At 71.9% G+C, this 21,605-nt stretch carries 16 protein-coding genes; 8 read left to right on the forward strand and 8 right to left on the reverse strand.

Annotated elements, in window-relative coordinates; translation table 11 throughout:
- The first annotated feature begins 16 nt into the window (after nucleotides 1–16).
- Both soxR and BUB75_RS16425 read left to right on the forward strand, forming a co-directional pair.
- Entirely contained in the window at nucleotides 17–463 is a 447-nt protein-coding gene (soxR, locus tag BUB75_RS16420; RefSeq protein WP_073258486.1) for a redox-sensitive transcriptional activator SoxR, read from the forward strand.
- A 2-nt stretch (nucleotides 464–465) separates the two neighbouring features.
- Complete coding sequence (locus BUB75_RS16425) at nucleotides 466–1,275, forward strand: SAM hydrolase/SAM-dependent halogenase family protein (RefSeq protein ID WP_073258008.1); 810 nt, start codon at nucleotides 466–468, stop codon at nucleotides 1,273–1,275.
- On the opposite strand, the gene BUB75_RS16430 is transcribed toward BUB75_RS16425, so the two are convergent.
- Genes BUB75_RS16430 through BUB75_RS16445 form a run of 4 tightly spaced genes read right to left on the reverse strand, consistent with a single transcriptional unit; the run spans nucleotide 1,241 to nucleotide 8,043 of the window.
- Complete coding sequence (locus BUB75_RS16430; protein WP_084741271.1) at nucleotides 1,241–4,198, reverse strand: PAS domain S-box protein; 2,958 nt, start codon at nucleotides 4,196–4,198, stop codon at nucleotides 1,241–1,243. The two genes, BUB75_RS16425 and BUB75_RS16430, sit on opposite strands and share 35 nt — an antisense overlap.
- Nucleotides 4,199–4,245: 47 nt before the next feature.
- Nucleotides 4,246–5,289, reverse strand: a complete 1,044-nt coding sequence (locus tag BUB75_RS16435; protein ID WP_143175245.1) for an ABC transporter permease — start codon at nucleotides 5,287–5,289, stop codon at nucleotides 4,246–4,248.
- Nucleotides 5,279–7,006 carry a sugar ABC transporter ATP-binding protein gene (locus BUB75_RS16440; RefSeq protein ID WP_084741274.1) on the reverse strand — a complete coding sequence of 576 codons (1,728 nt, stop codon included), beginning with the start codon at nucleotides 7,004–7,006 and terminating at the stop codon, nucleotides 5,279–5,281. Before BUB75_RS16440 ends, BUB75_RS16435 begins: the two co-directional genes overlap by 11 nt.
- Entirely contained in the window at nucleotides 7,003–8,043 is a 1,041-nt protein-coding gene (locus BUB75_RS16445; RefSeq protein WP_073258012.1) for an ABC transporter substrate-binding protein, read from the reverse strand. Before BUB75_RS16445 ends, BUB75_RS16440 begins: the two co-directional genes overlap by 4 nt.
- 249 nt (nucleotides 8,044–8,292) lie before the next feature.
- Between BUB75_RS16445 and BUB75_RS16450 the strand changes: the two genes are divergently transcribed.
- From BUB75_RS16450 to BUB75_RS16470, 5 genes are all read left to right on the forward strand, one after another.
- A complete protein-coding gene (locus BUB75_RS16450) occupies nucleotides 8,293–8,727 on the forward strand; it encodes a CBS domain-containing protein (RefSeq protein WP_073258014.1) in 435 nt (144 codons plus the stop codon).
- 181 nt (nucleotides 8,728–8,908) lie between these two features.
- Nucleotides 8,909–10,519, forward strand: a complete 1,611-nt coding sequence (locus BUB75_RS16455; protein ID WP_218617558.1) for an ABC transporter substrate-binding protein — start codon at nucleotides 8,909–8,911, stop codon at nucleotides 10,517–10,519.
- A gap of 49 nt (nucleotides 10,520–10,568) precedes the next feature.
- On the forward strand, nucleotides 10,569–11,525 hold the full coding sequence (locus BUB75_RS16460; protein WP_073258016.1) for an ABC transporter permease: 957 nt from the start codon (nucleotides 10,569–10,571) through the stop codon (nucleotides 11,523–11,525).
- Nucleotides 11,519–12,409: an ABC transporter permease gene (locus tag BUB75_RS16465; RefSeq protein ID WP_073258018.1), complete on the forward strand. Its 891-nt coding sequence runs from the start codon at nucleotides 11,519–11,521 to the stop codon at nucleotides 12,407–12,409. The genes BUB75_RS16460 and BUB75_RS16465 overlap by 7 nt, the downstream gene beginning before the upstream one ends.
- Nucleotides 12,406–14,025 (forward strand): dipeptide ABC transporter ATP-binding protein, encoded by a 1,620-nt coding sequence (locus tag BUB75_RS16470; protein WP_073258020.1) that lies wholly within the window; start codon nucleotides 12,406–12,408, stop codon nucleotides 14,023–14,025. Before BUB75_RS16465 ends, BUB75_RS16470 begins: the two co-directional genes overlap by 4 nt.
- On the opposite strand, the gene BUB75_RS16475 is transcribed toward BUB75_RS16470, so the two are convergent.
- The gene (locus tag BUB75_RS16475; protein ID WP_073258022.1) at nucleotides 14,000–15,145 is read right to left on the reverse strand and encodes an acyl-CoA dehydrogenase family protein; all 1,146 of its coding nucleotides are present in this window, start codon (nucleotides 15,143–15,145) and stop codon (nucleotides 14,000–14,002) included. The two genes, BUB75_RS16470 and BUB75_RS16475, sit on opposite strands and share 26 nt — an antisense overlap.
- A 148-nt stretch (nucleotides 15,146–15,293) precedes the next feature.
- Between BUB75_RS16475 and BUB75_RS16480 the strand changes: the two genes are divergently transcribed.
- Nucleotides 15,294–15,887, forward strand: coding sequence for a TetR/AcrR family transcriptional regulator (locus BUB75_RS16480; protein ID WP_073258024.1), 594 nt, complete (start codon nucleotides 15,294–15,296; stop codon nucleotides 15,885–15,887).
- A 38-nt stretch (nucleotides 15,888–15,925) separates the two neighbouring features.
- On the opposite strand, the gene BUB75_RS16485 is transcribed toward BUB75_RS16480, so the two are convergent.
- From BUB75_RS16485 to BUB75_RS16495, 3 genes are all read right to left on the reverse strand, one after another.
- On the reverse strand, nucleotides 15,926–17,563 hold the full coding sequence (locus tag BUB75_RS16485) for a diguanylate cyclase domain-containing protein (RefSeq protein ID WP_073258026.1): 1,638 nt from the start codon (nucleotides 17,561–17,563) through the stop codon (nucleotides 15,926–15,928).
- 90 nt (nucleotides 17,564–17,653) lie between these two features.
- Complete coding sequence (locus BUB75_RS46260) at nucleotides 17,654–18,271, reverse strand: DUF732 domain-containing protein (RefSeq protein WP_073258028.1); 618 nt, start codon at nucleotides 18,269–18,271, stop codon at nucleotides 17,654–17,656.
- Nucleotides 18,272–18,345: 74 nt separating this feature from the next.
- On the reverse strand, nucleotides 18,346–21,582 hold the full coding sequence (locus BUB75_RS16495; protein WP_073258030.1) for a carboxyl transferase domain-containing protein: 3,237 nt from the start codon (nucleotides 21,580–21,582) through the stop codon (nucleotides 18,346–18,348).
- Between the last annotated feature and the right edge of the window lie 23 nt (nucleotides 21,583–21,605).

Here is a 21,605-nt window from a genome sequence, read left to right on the forward strand (position 1 = left end):
GTCGGACCTGCTGACGATGGGTGACGTGTCGCACCGCAGTGGACACGCACCATCCGCCCTGCGCTACTACGAACGCGTCGGGCTGCTGGAGGCCACCCGCACCACCGGCAACCAGCGGCGGTACCACCGCTCGGTGCTGCGGCGGCTGGCGTTCATCCGGGCCGCGCGGCACGTGGGGCTGAGCCTGGAGGAGATCCGGGACGCGCTCGCCACGCTGCCCGCCGGGCGCACGCCGACCCGCGCCGACTGGACACGCCTCTCGCGGACCTGGCGCAGCCGGCTCGACGACCAGATCGCGGCGCTCAGCGCGCTGCGCGACGGGCTCGACTCGTGCATCGGCTGCGGGTGCCTCTCGCTGCAGCGGTGCCGGCTTTCCAACCCCGGTGACCGGGCCGCTCCCGCCGGGCCCGGCGCGGTCTACCTCCCGAAGCTGCTCCGCGACCCGGTCCACGAGGAAGCGTGACGATGCGGCACCTCTCGTTCACCACCGACTACGGCCTCTCGGACGCGTTCGTCGCGATCTGCCACGGCGTCGCACTTCGCACCGCGCCCGGCGTCCGCATCATCGACGTCACCCATCTCGTGCCGCTCGCCGACGTCCGACGCGGAGCGTCGGTGCTGGCCGACGCCGTTCCCTACCTGCCGGAGGGCACCGTGCACGTGGCGGTCGTCGACCCGGGCGTGGGCACCGCGCGGCGGGCGGTCGCGATCGAGGCGGCGGAGGGGCTGCTGGTCGGGCCGGACAACGGCCTGCTGCTCCCGGCAGCCGACGCGCTCGGCGGTGCGGTCGCCGCGGTCGAGCTGACCGACCCCACCCCCGCCCGCACGTTCCACGGCCGGGACCTGTTCATGCCCGCCGCGGCGCGGCTGGCGTCCGGCGCGGCGCTCGCCTCGCTGGGGCCGCCGGCCGACGTCGCGGCGCTGCTCCGGCTGCCGACGACCGAGACCCGGTCCGGGCCGGGCTGGCTGGAGTCCGAGGTCCGGTCGGTCGACCGGTTCGGCTCGCTGCAGCTCGCCGCTACCGCGGCGGATCTGGTGCCGTTCGGCCCGACCGTGCACGTCCTTCTGGTGGACGCCGGGCAGCAGCCGATTTCGGTGGTGCGCGGAGAGACGTTCGGTGACGTACCGCCCGGCGACCTCGTGCTGCTCGTCGATTCCACGGGCCGCGCCGCGCTCTCGGTCAACCAGGGCAGCGCCGCCGCACGGCTAGGCGTCGACGCCGGTGCGGTGGTGCGGATCTTCACGCACGGACAGGGGCGCGGACCGGGAGAGTGAGCGTGAACGTGGTGCCGTCGCCGAGCCGCGATTCCGCCGAGATCCGGCCCCCGTGATGCTCGACGATCGTCTTCACGATCGACAGCCCGAGCCCGGTGCCCTGGATCGCCTCGTCCATCGCGTTGGACGAGCGGAAGAACCGGTCGAACAGCCGGCTCTGCTCGTCCTCCGGGATGCCGATGCCGGTGTCGGCGACGGTCACCACCGCCTCGTCCCCCACCCGGCGGCCGGTCAGCGTCACCGAACCACCTGGCGGGGTGAACTTCACGCCGTTGGACAACAGGTTCAGCAGCACCCGGTCGAGGTGAGCGGCGTCCCCGCGCACGACTCCCAGGTCGGGCGGGAAGTCCGCGTCCAGCCGTAGGTCGCGGGCCGCCGCCAGCGGTGCCACCGCGCCGACCGCGGCCGACAGCAGCGACGCGAGGTCGACGTCGTCCTGCCGGATCCGGAACGCGCCGGCGTCGATCCGGGAGAGCGTCAGCAGGTCCTCGACCAGCAGGAGCAACCGCTGCGAGCTGCGGTGCGCCACCTTGACCATCGCGGCCTGGTCGCTCGTGATCGGACCGACGTCGCCGTCCATCAGCAGCTCCAGGTAGCCGGAGATGCTGGTCAGCGGCGTCCGGAGCTCGTGCGAGACGGTGGACACCAGGTCGGTGCGCACCTGGTCGATCTCGCGAAGGTGGCTCGCGGCCTCCCGCTCGCTCGCGACCGCGTCCTTGAGCGCCTGCTCGGTGCGCTTCCGGTCGGTGATGTCCGCGAACGTGACGACGACACCGTCGATCTGGCCGTCCCGGCGCAGCGGCGCGGAGACGTACTCCACCGGCACCGGCGCACCGTCCCGACGCCAGAACACCTCGGTATCCACCCGGTGCGTGCTGCCGTCGACGATGCTGCGGATGATCGGGCAGTCGTCCGGCGGGAACGGCGAGCCGTCCGGGCGGTGGTGGTGCAGTGCCGTGTGGGCGGGGCGTCCGACCAGCTCGTCGACCGACCAGCCGAGCGACCGGGCCGCCTGCTTGTTGACGAACGTGATCAGCCCGTTCCGGTCGAGGCCGTAGATGCCTTCGCCGGAGCAGTCGACCAGCTGCTCGAAGCGGTGCGCCATCCGCGCGCGCTCCCGCTCCAGCCGGTGGGCCTCGGTGAGGTCGAACGCGATGCCGATGTGGCCCTCGATCGCACCGTCCCGGTCCCGCAGCGACGTGACGGTCAGCAACACCGGCAGCTTGTATCCGTCCGACCGGACGTAGGTCCACTCCCGGGTGCTCGGCCCGCCGTTCTTCATCAGCGTCGGGAAGACCTCGGTCGGGCCACTCACTCCCAGCTCGTGGGCCATCGCGGCCATCTCCGCCGGGTCGTGCAGCAGGTCGAGCGCGGCCTTTCCGATCGCCTCCTCGGCGCGGTAGCCGAGCATCCGGTGCGCACCCTCGTTGAACACCGTGATCAGGCCGCGCGCGTCGCAGCCGATGATCGCGCACTCGGTCGCGCCCCGCAGAACGCCTTCCAGCAGGTCGTTCGTCCGCCGCACCTCGGTCTCGACGCGGCGGCGTTCGGTCACGTCCCGGAGGATCGCGGTCGCGAACACCCCGCGCGGGCTCTCCCAGGTCGAGACCGACGCCTCGACGTGCAGCACGGTGCCGTCCGCCCGGGTGGCGGCCACCTCCACCGTGGGGTCCGGGTGCCCGCCTGCCGACGCGTTCCGGCCGGTCAACACGGCCAGCCCACCCGGGATGACCCGGTCGAGCGGCGCCCCGAGGATCGCGCCGGGCGCGATGCCGAACATCCGCGCCGCACCCCGGTTCCACGCCGTCACCTGCCCGGCGTAGTCAACGGTGACGATCGCGTCGGTCGCGGTGTCGGTCACCGAGCGGAGCTCCGCGGTCATCGAGGCCGCGAGCGATCGGGCCCGCGCCCGGGTGGACGTCAGGGCGAGCAGCAACGCTCCGGCCAGCACCGCCACCGCGGCGCCACCGATCCCCAGCCCGAGCGGCCCGTACCGGGTGACCGGGCCGAGGTTCGGCGCCGCCGCGTACCGGATGCGCCAGTGACGCCCGGCCACCGCCAGATCGGTCTCCTCGACGGCGTCGGACCGGGGGTTCCGAGACGGGGTCGTGTAGAGGGCGGCGGCCGCCGGATCGGCCACCCCGGCGTCGTCCAGCCAGAGCCGGTCGGCGTCGGGGCCGAGCGCACCGTCGGCGAGGTCCCCCATCCGGAACGCCGCGTAGACCACGCCGCTGAACGCCGCCCGGCGTTCGGCGACCGTGCTCGGGATCGCCCCGGTGCGGTAGACCGGCACCATCATCAGCGTGCCGCGCTGGGTGCCGGTCTCCTGCACCAGCGTCGTGGGGGCGGTGAGCCGCGGAGTCGCGAGGTCACGGGCGGCGAGCGCCGCGGTGCGGCGGTGCGGCTCGCTCAGGAAGTCCAGCCCCAGCGCGGCCTCGTTGCCGCCGACCGGGTCGAGGTACGTGATCGGAAGCGCGGCGCCGGTGCCTGCCGGCTTGATCCGGAATTCCGGGTAGCTCAGCATCGCCGTGGCCGTCGCCGACGCGGTCCGCGCGGAGAACGCCGTCCGCTGGGCGGCGTCGACGTACTCCGCCATGCCGATGACCTGGATGCCCGGGTAGCGGCTGCGGACCGCGACCGCGCCGGCGAACCGGTGGTACTCGGTGCGGGTCGGCCAGCCGTCGGTGCGGATCCAGGCGGCGATCCCGCGCAGCGCCTCGACGTAGTGGTCGACCTGCCGCTCGATCCGGGAGGCGGCGTCGGCGGTCTGCGCCCGTGCTTCCTGGACGCGCGTCCGCTCGCTGAGGTGGGCGGCGAACGCGGCGGCGAGCACGGCCACCGCGATCACGGTCACGGTCGTGAGCACGGCGGCGCCCCAGCGAACCGCGCCCACGCGCCAGTGCTGGCCGTGCTCCTCCCTCATGAAACTAGAATAGCCACAATTAATGACATTAAAGACATACAGTGTGGTTAGGTGCGGGTGCGACTGTTCCACTGGTCGAAGCCGACCGCGACCAGGATCAGGACGCCGATCGCGATCTGCAGATAGAACGCGTTGATCGCGAGCAGGTTGCCGCCGTTGTTCAGGACGCCCATGATCAGCGCCCCGGTCGCGGCCCCCAGCGCTCCACCCTTGGCGCCGAACAGGCTGGCGCCGCCGATGACGCAGGCGGCGATCGCGTTCAGCTCGAACCCGGTGCCCGCGGTCGGGATGCCCGCGCCCAGCCGGGACGTGAGCAGGACGCCGCCCAGCCCGGCGAGCAGGCCGGAGATCGCGTACACGGCGATCGTCACCGCGGTCACCGGGACACCGGCCAGCCGCGCCGACTCGGGGTTCGACCCGACCGCGTAGATGTACCGGCCGAACACCGTCCTGGTGAGCACGAACCAGACCACGAGCACGACCGCGACGGCGATCAGCAGCAGGTTCGGGATGCCGAGCACGGTGCCATTGGCGATCTCCTGGAAGCCCTCCGGCAGCCCCTGGACGGTCTTCGCGTCGGTGATCACCAGGACGACGCCGCGGGCGATCCCGAGCATGCCGAGCGTCGCGATGAACGGCGGCAGCTTGGCACGGGTGACCAGCAGGCCGTTCACCAGCCCCAGCACGGCGCCGAGCCCGACACCGACCACGATCGCCAGGACGATCGGCCAGCCGGCCACCAGGAGCTGGGCGGTGACCGCGCCGGACAGGCCCAGCACCGAGCCGACCGAGAGGTCGATGCCCGCGGTGAGGATCACCAGCAGCTGGCCGACCGCGATGATGCCGAAGATCGCGACCTGCCGGGCGAGGTTGGAGAGGTTGCCCGCGGTGAGGAACGTGTCGCTGGCGAGGGTGAGTGCGCCGACGGCCACCAGGAGGACGACCAGGCCGCCGCTCTCGCGTCCGGCGATGTCGCCGAGGGTCAGGACGCGGTGGGAGGGTGTTTTTTCGGCTTTCTCGGCGAGGCTGTCGGGTTCGCTGGTGATCGTGGCGGTCGGGACCGGCTCCCGCCAGACGAGCCTAGGCACCATCGCGCTCTCCCTCCGGTTCGTCCGGGGCGGCGCCGCCGGAGGCGAGCCGGAGCACGTCCTCCTCGGACGCGCCCGCCGGGAGCTCCCCGGCGATCGCCCCGTCGCGCAGCACGAGGATCCGGTCCGCGAGCCCGATCAGCTCCGGCAGGTACGACGACACGACGACGATGCCGAGGCCTCGCCGCGCCAGATCCCCGATCACCTCGTACAGCTCGCCCTTCGCGCCGACGTCGATGCCCTTCGTCGGCTCGTCGAACGCCAGCACCTTCGGCTCGGTCAGCAACCACCGCGCGAGCAGCACCTTCTGCTGGTTACCGCCGGAGAGCGTGGACACCGGCTGGTCGTAGGAGCCGGCCCGGAGCCGCAGCGAATCCAGCAGCCGGTCGGCGTCCGCCGCCTGGGTCTTACCCGGCAGCAGCGGGCCTCGGGACGCCCGGCGCAGGCTCGCGATCGTCACGTTCTCCCGGATCGAGAGCTCCGGCAGCAACCCGAGCACCTTCCGGTCCTCGGTGAGCAACCCGATCCCCGCGTTCATCATCGCCCGCGGACCGGTCGGCCGGACCGTCCGGCCGTCGATCTGGATCTCCCCACCGATGATCCGCTCCGCGCCGAAGATCGCGAGCAGCAGCTCGCTCCGGCCCGACCCGAGCAGCCCGCCGATGCCGACGATCTCGCCGGCGCTGACGTCCAGGTCGACCGACGGCCCGTCGGCGGTCCGCCGGAGCCCTCGGACGCGCAGCAGCGGGGCGTCGTCGTCCGAGCTCTCGCGGTGCTCTTCCGGGTAGAGCGACGTGACCTCGCGGCCGACCATCGCGGCGATCAGCCGGTTCTCGTCGTAGTCGGCCATCGGCCCGCTCTCCGACAGCCCACCGTCGCGCAGCACGGTCACCCGGTCGCCGATCTCGAACATCTCCTCCAGCCGGTGGGTGACGTAGAGCATCGCGACGCCCTGGTCCCGGAGCCGGCGGATGTGGTCGAGCAGCCGCGCGGACTCCCCCTCGGTGAGCGCGGTGGTCGGCTCGTCGAAGACGATCACCTTCACCGACTCCGCGGTGAGCACCTTCGCGATCTCGACCAGCTGCTTGGTCGCCGCCGAGAGTTGTTCGACCGGGGTGTCCGGGTCGAGGGTGTGGAGCCCCACCTCGTCCAGCGCCTGCCGGGCCCGTCGCCGCAGCCGCCGCGAGTCCAGCAGACCGCGGCGCGCAGGTAGGCGTCCCATGTAGAGGTTTTCGGCGACGGAGAGGTGGGGGAGCAGGCTCAGCTCCTGGTAAACGGCCTGAACGCCGACAGCGCGCAGCGCGGCCGGCGTCGCGGTCGTCACCTCGGCGCCGTCGATCCGGTACTCGCCGCGGTCCCGCCGGATCGCGCCGGTGAGCACCCGGATCAGCGTCGACTTCCCGGCCCCGTTCTCGCCGGCCAGGCAGTGCACCTCGCCGGGGTGCAGCCGCAGCGAGACGTCGTCGAGCGCCTGGACCGGCCCGAATGCCTTCGACACCCCGGTCAGCTCCAGCACCGGCTCCGCCTCGGCCACAGCTCCGCCGGGCGGCGCGTCGACGGGAACGGGGGGCTCGGTGGCCGAGGCGGCACCCGCCGCGGGCGGGTCGACCGGCACCGGTCCGCCGTCGGCCGCGTGCTCCGGCTCCCCGGCCACCGGATCGCCCGACGCGGCATCGATCGGCGCGGGGCCACCGACGGCCGGATCGTCGGCGCGGCTCATGAGCCCGGCTCGGCGGTCGGCGGCTCGAGCAGCGACTTCACCTCGGGCGTCTCGCGGTTCTTCTGGTCGGCGACGACGGCACCGGGATCGATCTCGCGCGGCGGCGTGCGGTCCACGGCGGCCATCGCCGCGGCGAGCACACCCTGGTACCCGAAGAAGTACGGGTTCTGGACGACGAGCGCGTCGATCGTGCCGTCGGCCAGCGCGGCGTTCTCCTGCGGATCGGAGTCGAACGCCACCACCGGAATGCGGTCGGCTGCCTTGTTGTCGGCAACCGCACGGACCGCGCCGACCCCGGACGTGTTGTTGTCGGCGAACACCCCGAGCAGGTTCTCGTTCGCGGTGATCGCGTCGTTGACCTGGGACGCCGCGGTGTTGATGTCGTTGTTGTTGTACCGCTGGAGCTTCGAGTCGACGCCCGGGCACCCCTCGGCGAGGCCCTGCCGGAAGCCACGGTCCCGGTCGACCAGCGACTGGATACCGGCCACCGACGACTCGACCAGCACCGCGCCGGACGTCCGGCCCTTGGCTTTGAGGAGGTCGCACATCCGGCGTCCGGCCTGCTGACCGGCCTTGACGTTGTCGGTGCCGATGAAGCCCTCGGACTGCGTGGTGATCCGGGTGTCAACGGTGATGACCTTGACGCCCGCCTCGCGGGCGCGGTCGATCACCGAGTTGAGCGCGCTGGACGAGTTCGGCGCGATCACGATCCCGTCGACGCCGCGCGAGACCGAGTTCTCGACGAGCTGCACCTGCTCGTCGATGTTGGTCTCGGACGTCGGACCGAACGTACTGACGTCGATCCCGAAGTCCTCGGACGCCTGGTCCGCCCCGGCGAGCATCACCTGCCAGAACGACGAGTCGGACGCCTTGATGATGACGTCGATACGCGTGCCGCTGGCCGCTCCCCCGTCGCCGCTGCCCCCACCGCCCGACCCCGACCCGGACGCCCGGCCGACCACGACACCCGCGACGACCGCCACCAGCGCGATGATCGCGACGAAGGAGAGGGAGAACACCGTCCGGGTGCGCGCCATTGCGACCTCCCTTACACAGACGGTTCCCGCCGTCAATGTGACATAGGTCTCTCTACGGTGCGCCTTTCGGGTCTGGATTTCTCGAAATCACCAGAAGTCATCATGAGTCCACAAAAGACTATGCTTTTTCGGACGAGACGCGTCGCATCGGACCCTTGACGCGCCAAGTCTCGAACCGGTACCCAGGACGAAGACGCATCCGGTCGCCCTCGAGATGCGTACCTTCATCTGCGTTGGGAGCGATGCCCGATGTTGATCAGCGATGTCCTGCGCAGCAAGTCCGGTGGCTCCGCGGTAGCGACCGTGGGGCCAGAAGTCACCGTCCGAGCGCTCCTCGCGCAACTGGCCGAACACAACTTCGGGGCGCTCGTCGTCTCGACCGACGGACACACGATCGCCGGGATCGTGTCGGAGCGCGACATCGTGCGCCGGCTACACGAACACGGCGCACGGCTGCTCGACGAGAGCGTCTCGTCGATCATGACGGTCGACGTACACACGTGCCGGAGCAGCGACGACGTCGCCCGGATCCGGGAGACGATGACCCAACGCCGCATCCGGCACCTGCCGGTGGTGGAGGACGGGAAGCTCATCGGCCTGGTGAGCATTGGAGACGTCGTCAAGAGCACGATCTCCGAACTCGAGACCGAAAAAGAACAGCTAGTCGGCTACATCACTTCCTAGCACCGCCCGGAAATCGGGGCCTCAGCGAACGCTGAGGCCCCGATTTCTTCTGTCCGGCAGAAGTCTTCACAAACGGAGGGCATCGCCTCTAACCTCTAAACCTAGTTCGCATGTAGGGGATGCATGTTCAGTGTGTTATCCCTGAGATCCCTGTGCCCACTGCGCCGCCAGGAGAGACTCTGTGCCCGTTCGTTCCTTACGCCGCACGCTTCCGGTGCTGGCAGCGACCGTTGCCGTCACCGTCGCCGGGTGCTCATCGTCCGACGAGAGCACCGCGGACGCCGGACCCCCGCAGTCCGGGGGCACGCTGAAGTTCGCCCTGGCCGTCGACCCCACCTGCCTCGACCCGCAGCAGTTCGGTCTCAACGCCAGCCTCAACGTCAGCCGCCAGATCGTCGACTCGCTCACCGACCAGGACCCGAAGACCGGCGAGATCAAGCCGTGGCTGGCCGAGTCCTGGAAGGTCAACGAGGCCGCGACGAGTTTCACGTTCACGCTCCGCACGGGCGCGACGTTCAGCGACGGCACGCCGGTGGACGCCGCGGCGGTCAAGACGAACTTCGACGCGATCGTGAAGCTCGGCGCGAAGGCGCAGCTCGCGGGCCCCTACCTGGCCGGGTACAAGAGCGCGACCGTGGTCGACCCACAGACGGTCCGCGTCGACTTCGCGGCCCCCAGCGCCCAGTTCCTCCAGGCGACGTCGACGATGTCGCTCGGCCTGCTCTCGGCGTCCACCGCCACCAAGACCCCCGAGCAGCGCTGCCAGGGTGACCTGATCGGCTCCGGACCGTTCGTCCTGGAGAAGTACACGCCGAACCAGGGCGTGACGCTCACCCGTCGCAAGGGATACGCCTGGCCGTCGTCGCTCGCCGAACACAAGGGTGAGGCCTACCTCGAGGCCATCGAGTACAAGATCGTGCCCGAGTCGGGCGTCCGCACCGGGACGCTCCAGTCGGGGCAGATCGACGGCGCCACCGACATCCCGCCGCAGGACGAGGCCCGCTTCGAGGGCAACGGCTTCCAGCTGCTGGTGCGGGGCAACCCCGGGATCCCGTTCAACTTGGCGCCCAACACGGCCAAGCCGATCCTCGGTGACGAGCAGGTCCGGCTCGCGATCCAGAAGGCGCTCAACCGCGACGAGATCGTCCAGACCGCGCTCTCGGACAAGTACCAGGTCGCGACCGGCTCGCTGGCGAAGTCGACGCCGGGCTGGAGCGATCAGAGTGCCGCGTTGAAGTTCGACCAGGACGGCGCGAAGAAGATCCTCGACGCCGCCGGCTGGGCGCCCGGTCCGGGTGGTATCCGGCAGAAGAGCGGCCAGAAGCTCTCCGTCGACGTCGTCTACAACCTGGCGTTCCCCCCCAGCCAGACGATCCTCGAACTCGCCCAGCAGCAGCTGAAGGCGGTCGGCGTCGAGCTGCGGCTGCGGCAGCTGACCACCGGCGAGATCACCGCGGCGCAGGCCTCCGGTGACTTCGACTTCCTCTGGTACAACGTGACCCGCGCCGACCCGGACATCCTGCGGACGAGCTTCTCGACCAAGTACCAGAACCGCTCGCGGCTGAAGCCGGGCCCGCTCGACACCGTGCTGGACCAGCAGGTGGCCACGCTCGACGACGCCAAGCGGAAGCAGCTGGTCGCCGAGGCCCAGAAGCTGATCATCACCGATCACGCGTACCAGATCCCGATCGTCGAGCTGTCGCAGGTGCTCGGGCTCTCCGACAAGGTGCACGGGCTGCGCTTCGAGGCGTCGTCCCGGCTGTCGTTCTACGACACCTGGCTGAGCAAGTGAGCTCCGGGGCCGGGCGCACCGCGCCCGGCCCCCTCCGGAGGAGGACGGTATGGGCAGATACCTGGGCCGTCGCTTGGTGCAGGCGGCCTTTGTGCTCTGGGCGGCGTTCACGCTCGGCTACGGCGTGCTGTACCTGCTCCCGAGCGACCCCGTCGAGATCATGCTCTCCGGCGGGACGTCCGGGCAGAACCAGGCGACGCCGGAGCAGATCGCCGCGCTGAAAGCGGAGTACGGGCTCGACCAGCCGCTCCCGGTGCAGTACGCGCGGGCGCTGTGGAGCGCGGTGCAGGGCGACTTCGGCCACTCGATCCAAACCGGCGCGAGCGTCACCGAGAGCATCCTCGAAGCGCTGCCGGAGACCCTGAAGCTGACCGGCCTCGCGTTCGCGTTCTCGCTGCTGTTCGGCTTGCTGATCGCTTTCGGCGGCACCTATCCCAGGTGGCCGCTGATCCGGCAGGCGGTGTTGGCGATCCCGCCGGTCGCGGTCTCGCTGCCGACGTTCTGGGTCGGGCTGATGCTCGTCCAGGTCGTCTCGTTCCAGTGGGGGCTGCTGCCCGCGATCGGCAACGAGGGGTTCTCCAGCCTCGTCCTGCCCGCCCTGACGCTGGCGATCCCGATCGGGGCGCTGGTCGGGCAGGTGCTCGCGCGCAGCATCCTGACCGCGCTGGACGAGCCGTACGTGGAGACCGCGCTGGCGAAGGGCGCGAGCCGGGCCCGCGTCCACCTGAAGCACGTACTGCGTAACGCGTCGATCCCGGCGATGACCGTCGCGGCGGCCTGGGCCGGGCAGCTGCTGGCCGGGTCGGTGGTCGTCGAGACCGTGTACTCGCGGTCGGGCATCGGCCGGCTGGTCGTGGACGCCGTCGGCAACCAGGACATCCCGGTGGTGCAGGGGCTGGTCGTGCTCAGCGCGCTCGCGTTCGTCTCGGTGAACCTGATCGTCGATCTGCTCTATCCGCTGGTCGATCCACGCGTCACGACGAGCAGGCAGGGGCTGGCATGGTAGCGATCGACACCCGTCCGTCCACCGACGTTCCGGCCGCCGCACCGGCCTCACCGAGCCGCGCCCGGCGCGCGGTCCGGTTCCTGATCCGGCGGCCCGGGCTGGTGCTCTCGATCCTGTTCGTCGCCGCCGTGCTGCTGGCCGCGTTCGTGCCGTCGCTGTTCACCTCGCGCGACCCGCTCGTCGGAGTCCCCGCGGAGAAACTGCAGGCCCCCAGCGCCGAGCACCTGTTCGGCACCGACCAGACCGGGCGGGACCTGTTCGCCCGGGTCATCCACGGCGCGAACCTGTCGCTGCGCGCGACGGTGATCGCGGTCGCGGTGGCGCTGGTGGTCGGTTCGCTGATCGGCCTGCTCGCCGGGTTCGTCGGCGGGTGGCTGGACGACATCGCGATGCGAATCGTCGACGTGCTGCTCGCGATCCCGCAGTTGCTGCTGACGCTCGCGCTGGTCACCGTGCTCGGGTTCGGCACCACCAACGTGGCGATCGCGGTCGGCCTGTCGACCGTGGCGAACTTCGCGCGGCTGATGCGCGCGGAGGTCCTGCGGGTACGGACGGCGACCTACGTGGAGGCGGCGCGGGCCACCGGCGCGCGCTGGTACAGCATCCTGCGCAGGCACGTGTTGCCGAACGCGATGGGCCCGATCGGCGCGTACGCGGCGCTGGACTTCGGCCTCGCGATCCTCGCGGTCTCGACGCTGAGCTTCCTCGGCTTCGGCGCGGAGCCACCGACGCCGGAGTGGGGCTCGCTGGTGTCCACCGGCCGCGACTACCTGGCCACCGCCTGGTGGCTGACCACACTGCCCGGACTGACCGTCGCGGCCACCGTGCTCGCGACCAACCGGATATCCCGCGCGCTGGGCGGCGGCGGAGAGGAGTACCGGTGAGCCTGCTGGAGATCGAAGGCCTGCGGGTCGCGTACGGCGACCGCGCCCCTGCGGTGGACGGCGTCGACCTGACCGTCGAGGCCGGCGAGGTGGTCGCGCTGGTCGGCGAGTCCGGCTCCGGGAAGAGCACGACCGCGCACGCGATCGTCGGGCTGCTGCCGCGGGGCGGGCGGGTGATCGGCGGGTCGATCCGGTTCAACGGCCGCGATCTGCTGAAGGTCGGCGACCGGGAGCTGCGGTCGGTCCGCGGCCGGGAGATCGGTCTGGTGCCGCAGGACCCGATGATCGCGCTGAACCCGGTGCAGAAGGTCGGGCGGCAGGTCGCCGAGGTGCTGAAGATCCACGGGCTGGCCCGCGGCCGGGCCGCCGACGCTCGCGCGGTCGAACTCCTGGCCGACGCCGGGCTCGGCGACCCCGACGTCCGCGCCCGGCAGTACCCGCACCAGCTCTCCGGCGGGATGCGGCAGCGCGCGTTGATCGCGCTCGCGCTGGCCTGCGGGCCGAAGCTGGTGATCGCGGACGAGCCGACCAGCGCGCTCGACGTCACCGTGCAGAAACGCATCCTCGACCACCTGGAGACGCTGATCGCCCGTACCGGGACCGCGGTGCTGCTGATCACGCACGATCTCGGCGTCGCCGCCGACCGGGCGCAGCGGATCGTGGTCGCGGCCGACGGCCGCGTCGTGGAGGCCGGCCCGGCCGCCGAGGTGCTTCGCGCTCCGCGCGAGCCCTACACCCGCGCGCTGCTGGCGAGCGCGCCCAGCCTGTCCGCCGGCCGCCTCCGTGCTTCAGCGGTGTCCACCGTCGCCGACGCCTCGGACGCTCTGGTGGTGGCCACCGGGCTGGAGAAGGACTACAAGCTGCCGCGCAGCCGTTCGGGGCCCCGGGTGTTGCGCGCGGTCGACGACGTGAGCTTCACTATCCCGCGCGGTGAGACGTTCGCGCTGGTCGGCGAGTCGGGGTCGGGCAAGTCCACGGTCGCGCGCCTGGTGCTGCGGCTGACCACGGCGACCGCGGGCACCGTGACGTTCGACGGTGTCGACGCGACCCGGCTGCGCGGCGAGGCACTGCGTCGGCTTCGGCGTCGGATGCAGCCGGTGTACCAGAACCCGTACGCCTCGCTCAGCCCGCGGCTCACGGTCGAGGAAGCGATCGCGGAGCCGCTGCACGTGTTCCGGGTGGGCGACGCGGCGTCTCGCCGCGGCCGGGCCGCGGCGCTCGTCGACCAGGTGGCGCTGCCCGCGGGGATGCTGGCGCGAAAGCCCGCCGAGTTGTCCGGCGGCCAGCGCCAGCGCGTGGCGATCGCGCGGGCGCTGGCGCTGGAACCGGAGCTGGTCGTCTGTGACGAGCCGGTGTCGGCGCTGGACGTCTCGGTGCAGCGGCAGATCCTCGACCTGCTGGTCCGGCTGCAGGGCGAGCTGGGGCTCAGCTACCTGTTCATCTCGCACGACCTGGCGGTGGTCAGCCAGATCGCCGACCGCGTCGGCGTGATGCGCGACGGCCGGCTGGTCGAGTCCGGCCCCGCCGAAACCCTGCTCACGAACCCGCAGCACGAGTACACGAAGGAACTCCTCGCCGCGATCCCCGGCTCTAGAACCCCAGATCCCGTCCGATGAGCTCTTTCATGATCTCGTTGGAGCCGGCCCAGATGCGGGTCACGCGGGCGTCCATCCACGCGCGGGCGGCGCGGTACTCGGTCATGTACCCGTAGCCACCGTGGATCTGGACGCACGCGTCCAGCACCTCGCCCTGCACCTGGGCGCTCCACCACTTCGCCTTCGCGGCGTCCACCGCGGTCAGTTCACCCGCCGCGTGGGCGGCGATGCACTGGTCGACGAACGCCTGGGTCACCTCGACCTTGGTCACCGCGTCCGCGAGCACGAACTTCGTGTTCTGGAAGCTGCCGATCGCCTGCCCGAACGCCTTGCGCTCCCGGGCGTACTCGATCGTCTCGGTGAGGATCTGCGCGGCGTGCGCGATGTTCGACACCGCGGCGCCGATCCGCTCCTGCGGCAGGCGCTCCATCATGTGGATGAACCCGCGGTCGAGTTCGCCGATCAGGTTCTCGGCGGGCAGCCGGACGTTGTCGAAGAACAGCTCGGCGGTGTCGGCCTCCGGCTGGCCGACCTTCTCCAGCTTGCGCCCGCGCTCGAAGCCCGGCGTCCCGGCCTCGACGACGAACAGCGAGATGCCCTTGGCGCGCTTCTCCGGGCTGGTTCGCGCGGCGACCACGACCAGGTCGGCCGAGTAGCCGTTGGTGATGAACGTCTTCGATCCGTTGAGCACCCAGTCCGACCCGTCCCGGACCGCGGTGGTCTTCAGCCCGGCGAGGTCGGAGCCGCCGCTCGGCTCGGTCATGCCGATCGCGGTGGTGAGCTCGCCGGTGCAGAACCCGGGCAGCCAGCGCTGCTTCTGCGCGTCGGTGGTCAGCTCGATCAGGTACGGCGCGACGACGTCGACGTGGATGCTGAACGACGAGGAGAACGCCACCCCGACGCGCGCCAGCTCCTCGCTGAAGATCGCGTTGAAGCGCCAGTCACCGGCCGCGCTGCCGCCGTACTCCTCCGCCACCTCCAGGCCGAGGAAGCCCTGCTTGCCCGCTTCGAGCCAGACGTCCCTGGCGATCTGCTTGTCGGCGATGAACTCGTCGTGCCGCGGCAGGATCGACCGCGTGACGAACTCGCGGACCGACTCCCGGAACGAGTCGTGGTCTGGCGTAAAGATGGTCCGCTTCACGGCGATTCCTCCACGATGAATAAGCGCTTGCTTAGGAGCGTGGCTGTTTAGTGCGAACGCGTCAACGCGCCGTGACGAACCCCACGGGCCTCGCGTCCACCACGCGCAGAAGCCCCGCCGGCCGCGCGAACAGGCGGAGAATGGCGGGATGACGCGGGATGCGCCGGTGCTGCGCACGGATCCGGTGCGGCGGCTGTTGGACGCCGCCACCGAGGCCTTCGCCGAGCGCGGCTTCCACGCCACCACGACCCGCGACATCGCGAGCCGCGCCGGGATGAGTCCCGCCGCCCTCTACGTGCACTTCCGCTCGAAGGAGGAGGTTCTCTACCAGATCGCGCTGCGCGGCCACCAGGACGCGCGGCAGATCGTCGCGGACGCTCCGGCCGGTCTGCGGACGCACGGCGAACGCCTGAGCGCGATCGTGCGCGACTTCGCGTGCTGGCACGCGGGCGAGCACACGATGGGGCGGGTCGTCCAGTACGAGCTCGACGCGCTGGAGCCGGACCATCGCGCCGAGGTGATCCTGCTCCGCGAACAGATCGAGGACGACGTCCTGGGCGAGATCTCGGCCGGCATCACGTCCGGGGAGTTCGGCACACCGGACGCCAAGGGCGCGGCGCTGGTGTTGTTGTCGCTCTGCGTCGACGTGGCGCGCTGGTACCGCCCCGACGGACGCCTCTCCCCCGCCCAGATCGGCGACCTCTACGCCACCACCGCCCTGCAGGTAGTGGCCGCCCGTTAGTCGGCCGGCACGGGGCGTCAGTCGGCCAGCACCGGGCGTCAGTCGGCCAGCACCGGGCGGCCGAGGCGTTGGCGCTTGGACTCGTACATCGCGACGTCGGCGCGGTCGACCAGCACGTCGGCGTCGACCTCGGTCGCCGACCACGCGACCCCGATGCTCGCCTTCGGCGTCATCTCGGTGCCGCCGAGGCTCAGCGGTTCCCCGAGGGCGTCCGCGAGCCGTTCGGCCACCGCGATCGCCACGTCCGCGCTCGGCACGTGCCGGCTCACCACCAGGAACTCGTCGCCGCCGAGGCGTCCGACCAGGTCGTCGGTGCGTGCGGCCGACCGCAGGCGTCGCGCCACCGCCACCAGCAGCTGGTCACCCGCTCCGTGGCCGAGCTGGTCGTTGATCTCCTTGAAGTGGTCCACGTCGAAGAACACCACCGCCGTTCCGCTTCCGGACGCGCGCGCGGACTGCAGCGCGCCCTCGAGTTCGTCCAGGATCGCGGCCCGGTTGAGGCTCTGGGTCAGCGCGTCGTAGGTGGCGCGCTGCCGTAGCTCGTCGCGGAGCCGGGCGTCCTCGGTGACGTCGTTGACGCTCAGCACGCCGCCGGTGATCGCACCGGTCGCGTCCCGGACCGGCCGCAGCCGCAGGTGGAACCGGCGGGCCTGACGCAGCCGCACTTCCAGGTCGCAGTCCTTGCCGCCCAGCGTCGCGGTGACCGCCTCGATGACCGTCGGCCGGTCGAGCGGGAGCACGCCGGCCAGCTGCTGGTCGACGGTGGTCGCGCGGGGGGCGCCGAGCAGCTTCGTGATGCGCTCGTTGCGGTACTGGATCGTACGGTCGGCGCCGAACTGCAGGATGCCGAGCGGCAGCGCCTCGGTGAGCGCTCGCAGCAGGCTCTCGCTGGCCGCCAGCGCCTCCTGGGCTTCCATCTCGTCGGCGATGTTCAGCATCTCGGCGGCGACGTCCCGGTGCTCGGGGTCGTGGAGCCGGTTCTGGTTGGTGACCTCCATCCAGACCCAGGACCCGTCCCGGTGGCGGTGGCGCAGCCGGACCCGGCTCTGGGAACCGGGACGGGCGAGCAACTCCATCCAGTGGCCGAACGCGCGTTCGTGGTCGTCGGGGTGAACGAACTCGATTGAGCGGCGTCCGACCACCTCGTCGGGCTGCCAGCCGAGGATGTGGCTGAACGCGGCGTCCACCTCGAGGAAGATCGCCTGCGAGTCCTTGCGGGTCGCCGCGCGCCGGGGCTGATACAGCCTGGTCACGGTGCCGGCGTCCCGCCGTTGCGCGCCGACCAGCACCCCGATCATCACGCCGTGCACCTCGGTGACGTCGACGAAGTGCAGCCGGGTCTCAGCGTCCGGCTCATCGATGAGCGTGATGTCCGTGCTGGCCACGCCGTGCTCCTGCGCGCGGCGCCAGGCCTCGATCACCGGCACCATGTCGGACGGCGGCACGATCTCCAGCGCCGACACGTGCCCGGCGAGAACGCGGTGGTCGGTGCCCAGCGGCAGCGATTCGGGGAGCGGGACGAACAGGCCGTCCGGCCCGATCGCCATCACCTCGGCGTCGGACGCCTGCTCCAGCAGGTAAGCCAGGACGCGCTCGCGGGCGACGGCGTCGAGCGGACTGCCGCGGTCCGCGGCCTCCGGCTCGGCCGTCGCCGCCCCTGAGCCGTCCGTCGTCATGCCTGCCACATCGGCACCGCGACACGCTGCCTGAGCGTCTGAAACGAGCGAGGGGCGCGCCGGGTCGGCGCGCCCCTCGGTTTCGGTACGTCAGGCGATCGTGACCTTGCTCCGGAGCGCCGGGCACAGGTTCTTGGTCGCGGCGTTGAGGACGCTCAGCGCGGCCTGGCGCGGCTTGGCCGGGTTCTGCTCGGCCACCAACCACTGGGTGACGTCCATGACGACCCGGGACTGGTCGTAGGTCGCGAGGGCCTCGCAGGTCTCCTGGCCGAGCTGAACCATCTTCGGCTGGTAACCGACCACGCGGTACACCTCGGACGACAGCGTGAGCAGGTACTTGTTGTAGCGCAGGTCGGGGTCGGCGCAGTTCGTGCCCGCGTAGTAGGTCTTGGGCAGCGACGGGTCGGGCACGCAGGTGTTGGTCAGCGTCGCCATGAACGGCCGGGCGGTCGCGGTGGCCGTCGCGGCGGCGGTAGTGGTGGTGGCGGCGGTCGCGACCGGCGTGGCGCCGGCAGGCGCGGCGGACGCGGTCGGTGCGACGGTCGGCGCAGCTGCCTTCGCGGCGGACGGGCCACCGGCCAGCGCCGTGAACGCGGTCTTCAGGCCCTTCGGCGCCGCCACCTCGGCCGCGCTCGCGCCCCAGACCACCAGGCCCACGACGACGGCGACGCCCAGCAACCGCAATCCGAAACTGACTCGGTACCCCATGACGATCCTTCCCCTCCGGCTACGAACTCACCGGAACAGACCGCCGAACCGCGCCCCTGATACGGATGTGAGCGTCACCACACGTCGACGAACGCCCTGCGGTGCTCCCCCGGCGGCGCGGACCGCAGCACGGTGAGGATCAGCCGCCGGGTGTCGGCCGGGTCGACGACGTCGTCCAGCTCGCCGTACGTCGCGGCCGACAGGGCCTTGCCCCGCGCGTACATCGTCGCCACCGCGGCCTCGAACACCCGCTGACGCTCGGCCGGGTCCGCGATCGCCGCCAGCTCCTTCCGGGCGCCGAGCCGGACCGCGCCCTCGAAGCCCATCGCGCCGAGTTCGCCGGTCGGCCAGGCGACCGTGAGCAGCGGGTTGAGCAGGCTGCCGCCGGTCATCGCCTGGGCACCGAGGCCGTACGCCTTGCGCAGGACGACCGCGACCAGCGGCACGGTCAGCGCGGCGCCGACCACGAACAGCCGGCTGCAGTGCCGGACCAGCGCGGTCTTCTCGGCGTCCGGGCCGACCATCATGCCCGGGGTATCGACGAGCGTGACCACCGGCAGCCCGTAGGCCTCGCACAGCTGGAGGAACCGGGCCGCCTTGTCGGCGCCGTCGCTGGTGATCGCCCCGGCCAGGTGCAGCGGGTTGTTCGCCAGGACGCCGACCGGCCGCCCGTCGATCCGCGCCAGCGCGGTGACCATCCCGGGCGCGAACTCGCTCCGCAGCTCGAGCACCGACCCGGTGTCGCAGAGCGTCTCTACGACCGACCGCACGTCGTAGACGCGCAGCCGGTTCTCCGGGATCAGGTGCCGCAGCAGCCGCTGGTCGGCCGCCGGTGCGCCGCCGGGCAGCGCCCCCTGGAAGTACGAGAGCGCCTGCTTGGCGGCGGCGATCGCGGCCGCGTCGTCGTCCACCAGCAGGTCGAGGACGCCGTTCGCCGCCTGCACGGCCGCCGGGCCGACGTCGTCCGGTGCCACCACGCCGAGGCCACCGCCCTCGATCATCGCCGGGCCACCCATCCCGATCGACGCGTCGCGGGTGCCGATGACCAGGTCGGAACAGCCGGCCAGCGCCGCGTTCCCGGCGAAGCACCGGCCGGAGACGACCGCGATCCGCGGCACGACCCCCGACAGGGCAGCCCAGAGCGTGAACGCCTGGGTATCGAGCGCGGAGACCGTCTGCACGTCGACGTCGCCGGGGCGGCCACCACCACCCTCCGCGAACAGCACGGCCGGGCGCCGGAGCCGCTCGATCACCTCGAACAGCCGGTCTTTCTTCTTGTGTCCGGCGTGGCCCTGGGTGCCCGCCAGCACCGTGTAGTCGTAGCTGAGCACGGCGGCCTGGGCTCGGTCGTCGTCGAACAGGTCGCCGTTGACCCGGCCGAGCCCGGCGATCAGGCCGTCGGCGGGAGTCTTCGCGATCAGCTCGTCGAGCGGGCGGCGGGTGCGCTGAGCTGCGACGACGAGCCCGCCGTACTCGACCCAGGTACCCGGGTCGACGAGGTCGGCGAGGTTCTCCCTGGCCGTACGGCGCCCGGCCGCGTGCCGTTTCGCCACCGCGTCCGGGCGGGCGGCGTCGCGGAGCAGATCTTGCCGCCGCAGTACCTCGGCGAGGTCGGGGCGGACGTCGTCGAGGTCGTGGTCGGCGGTCTCGTCGGCGGCGTCGGTCTCCGCGTCGCCGGGCAGCACCACGGCCACGACCGTGCCCTCGGTCACCGGATCACCGGGCGCGAGCGGCACCGCCACCACCGTGCCCGCGACCGGCGCGGCCACCACGTGCTCCATCTTCATCGCCTCGACCACCGCCAGCTCCTCGCCGGCCCGGACGGTCTGCCCGACCGCTGCCCGGACCGCGGCGACGACGCCGCGCAGGTCGGCGGTGGCCGGGACGGTGCCGGGCTGCACGGCCGTGACGGTGTCGGCCACCACGGCGGACGCCGCCCGCAGCACGTCCGGGTGGTCGGCGAGGAAGCCGGTGGTGACGGTTCCGGCGGCGAGCCCGTCGCGAAACGCGGGGTGCGCGACGATCGCCGCCAGCGCGGGCAGGTTCGTCGCCACCCCGTCGAACGTGGTCTCGGCCAGCGCCCGGTCGAGCCGGCGCAGCGCACCCCGGTCGTCCGGCGCGGAGACCACGAGCTTGGCGAGCAGGCTGTCGAATCGGGCGGAGACGGTGTCGCCCGCCCGGGCGGCGGTGTCGACCCGGACGCCGAGCCCGCCGGGCAGCGTCACCGTGCTGAGCGTGCCGGTGGACGGCGTCGGGGAGCCGTCGGCGCGGTAGGTCTCGGCGTTCACCCGCACCTGGATCGCCGACCCGACCGCCGACGGGGCCGCGGCCAGCCCGACCTCGGCCAGCGTGGCCCCGGCAGCGATCCGCAGCTGGGCCGCGACCAGGTCGACGCGGTGGACCTCCTCGGTCACCGTGTGCTCGACCTGGAGTCGAGGGTTGACCTCCAGGAACACGAACGGCTCCGGGTCGCCGCTCGCCAGCCCGTCGGCGTCGACCAGGAACTCGACCGTGGCGAGCCCGCGGAACCCGACCGACCCGGTCAACCGGGCGGCCGCATCGGCCAGCGCGGACCGGACCGCGGACGGTAACGCCGGAGCCGGCGCGACCTCGACGAGCTTCTGGTGCCGCCGCTGCACCGAGCAGTCGCGGTCGCCGATCGTCACCACGGCGCCGGTGCCGTCTCCGACCACCTGTACTTCGACGTGGCGCGCGGCGGTCAGGTACTGCTCGACGTAGACGTCGTCGCGGCCGAACGCCGACCGTGCCTCGGACCGGCACCGCTCGTACGCGTCGGCCAGCCGGTCGGCGTCGCGCACCACGCGCATACCGAGCCCGCCGCCCCCGGCGACCGCCTTGACGATGACCGCGCCGTGTTTCTCCAGCAGCTCTTGTGCCTCGGTGAGCGTCGAGGCAGCCGCGGCGACCGGGACGCCGAGTTCCGCGGCGAGCGCCCGCGCGCCGGTCTTGTCGCCGAGCCGGTCGAGGACGTCGGGCGCCGGGCCGACGAACGTCAGGCCCGCCGCCGCGCACGCCCGTGCGAACTCGGCGCTCTCCGACCGGAACCCGTACCCGGGGTGGACGAGCGTGCAGCCGGTGCCGACACCGGCCGCGACCAGACCCTCGATGTCGAGGTAGGCGGCCGGGCCGGCGCCGCTCAGCTCGCGCGCGTCGTCGGCGAGCCCGACGTGAGCGGCGTCCGCGTCGTCGGTGGCGTAGACGGCCGTAGTGGCCCAGCCGAGTTCGCGCGCGGCCCGGATCACCCGGACCGCGATCTCACCCCGGTTGGCGACGAGCACCCGCGTTGGCATGCGTACTTTCTACCCTGCACCCC

Origin of the sequence: Cryptosporangium aurantiacum, assembly GCF_900143005.1 — a bacterium.
GTDB classification, from domain to species: Bacteria; Actinomycetota; Actinomycetes; order Mycobacteriales; family Cryptosporangiaceae; genus Cryptosporangium; species Cryptosporangium aurantiacum.

Excerpts from the sequence above, each read along its gene's own strand:
- BUB75_RS16485 (WP_073258026.1), bottom strand. The coding sequence starts at position 17,563 with ATGACGACGGACGGCTCAGGGGCGGCGACGGCCGAGCCGGAGGCCGCG.
- BUB75_RS16460 (WP_073258016.1), top strand. The coding sequence starts at position 10,569 with ATGGGCAGATACCTGGGCCGTCGCTTGGTGCAGGCGGCCTTTGTGCTC.
- BUB75_RS46260 (WP_073258028.1), bottom strand. The coding sequence starts at position 18,271 with ATGGGGTACCGAGTCAGTTTCGGATTGCGGTTGCTGGGCGTCGCCGTC.
- BUB75_RS16435 (WP_143175245.1), bottom strand. The coding sequence starts at position 5,289 with ATGGTGCCTAGGCTCGTCTGGCGGGAGCCGGTCCCGACCGCCACGATC.
- BUB75_RS16440 (WP_084741274.1), bottom strand. The coding sequence starts at position 7,006 with ATGAGCCGCGCCGACGATCCGGCCGTCGGTGGCCCCGCGCCGATCGAT.
- BUB75_RS16465 (WP_073258018.1), top strand. The coding sequence starts at position 11,519 with ATGGTAGCGATCGACACCCGTCCGTCCACCGACGTTCCGGCCGCCGCA.
- BUB75_RS16430 (WP_084741271.1), bottom strand. The coding sequence starts at position 4,198 with ATGAGGGAGGAGCACGGCCAGCACTGGCGCGTGGGCGCGGTTCGCTGG.
- BUB75_RS16495 (WP_073258030.1), bottom strand. The coding sequence starts at position 21,582 with ATGCCAACGCGGGTGCTCGTCGCCAACCGGGGTGAGATCGCGGTCCGG.
- soxR (WP_073258486.1), top strand. The coding sequence starts at position 17 with ATGGGTGACGTGTCGCACCGCAGTGGACACGCACCATCCGCCCTGCGC.
- BUB75_RS16450 (WP_073258014.1), top strand. The coding sequence starts at position 8,293 with ATGTTGATCAGCGATGTCCTGCGCAGCAAGTCCGGTGGCTCCGCGGTA.
- BUB75_RS16445 (WP_073258012.1), bottom strand. The coding sequence starts at position 8,043 with ATGGCGCGCACCCGGACGGTGTTCTCCCTCTCCTTCGTCGCGATCATC.
- BUB75_RS16425 (WP_073258008.1), top strand. The coding sequence starts at position 466 with ATGCGGCACCTCTCGTTCACCACCGACTACGGCCTCTCGGACGCGTTC.
- BUB75_RS16480 (WP_073258024.1), top strand. The coding sequence starts at position 15,294 with ATGACGCGGGATGCGCCGGTGCTGCGCACGGATCCGGTGCGGCGGCTG.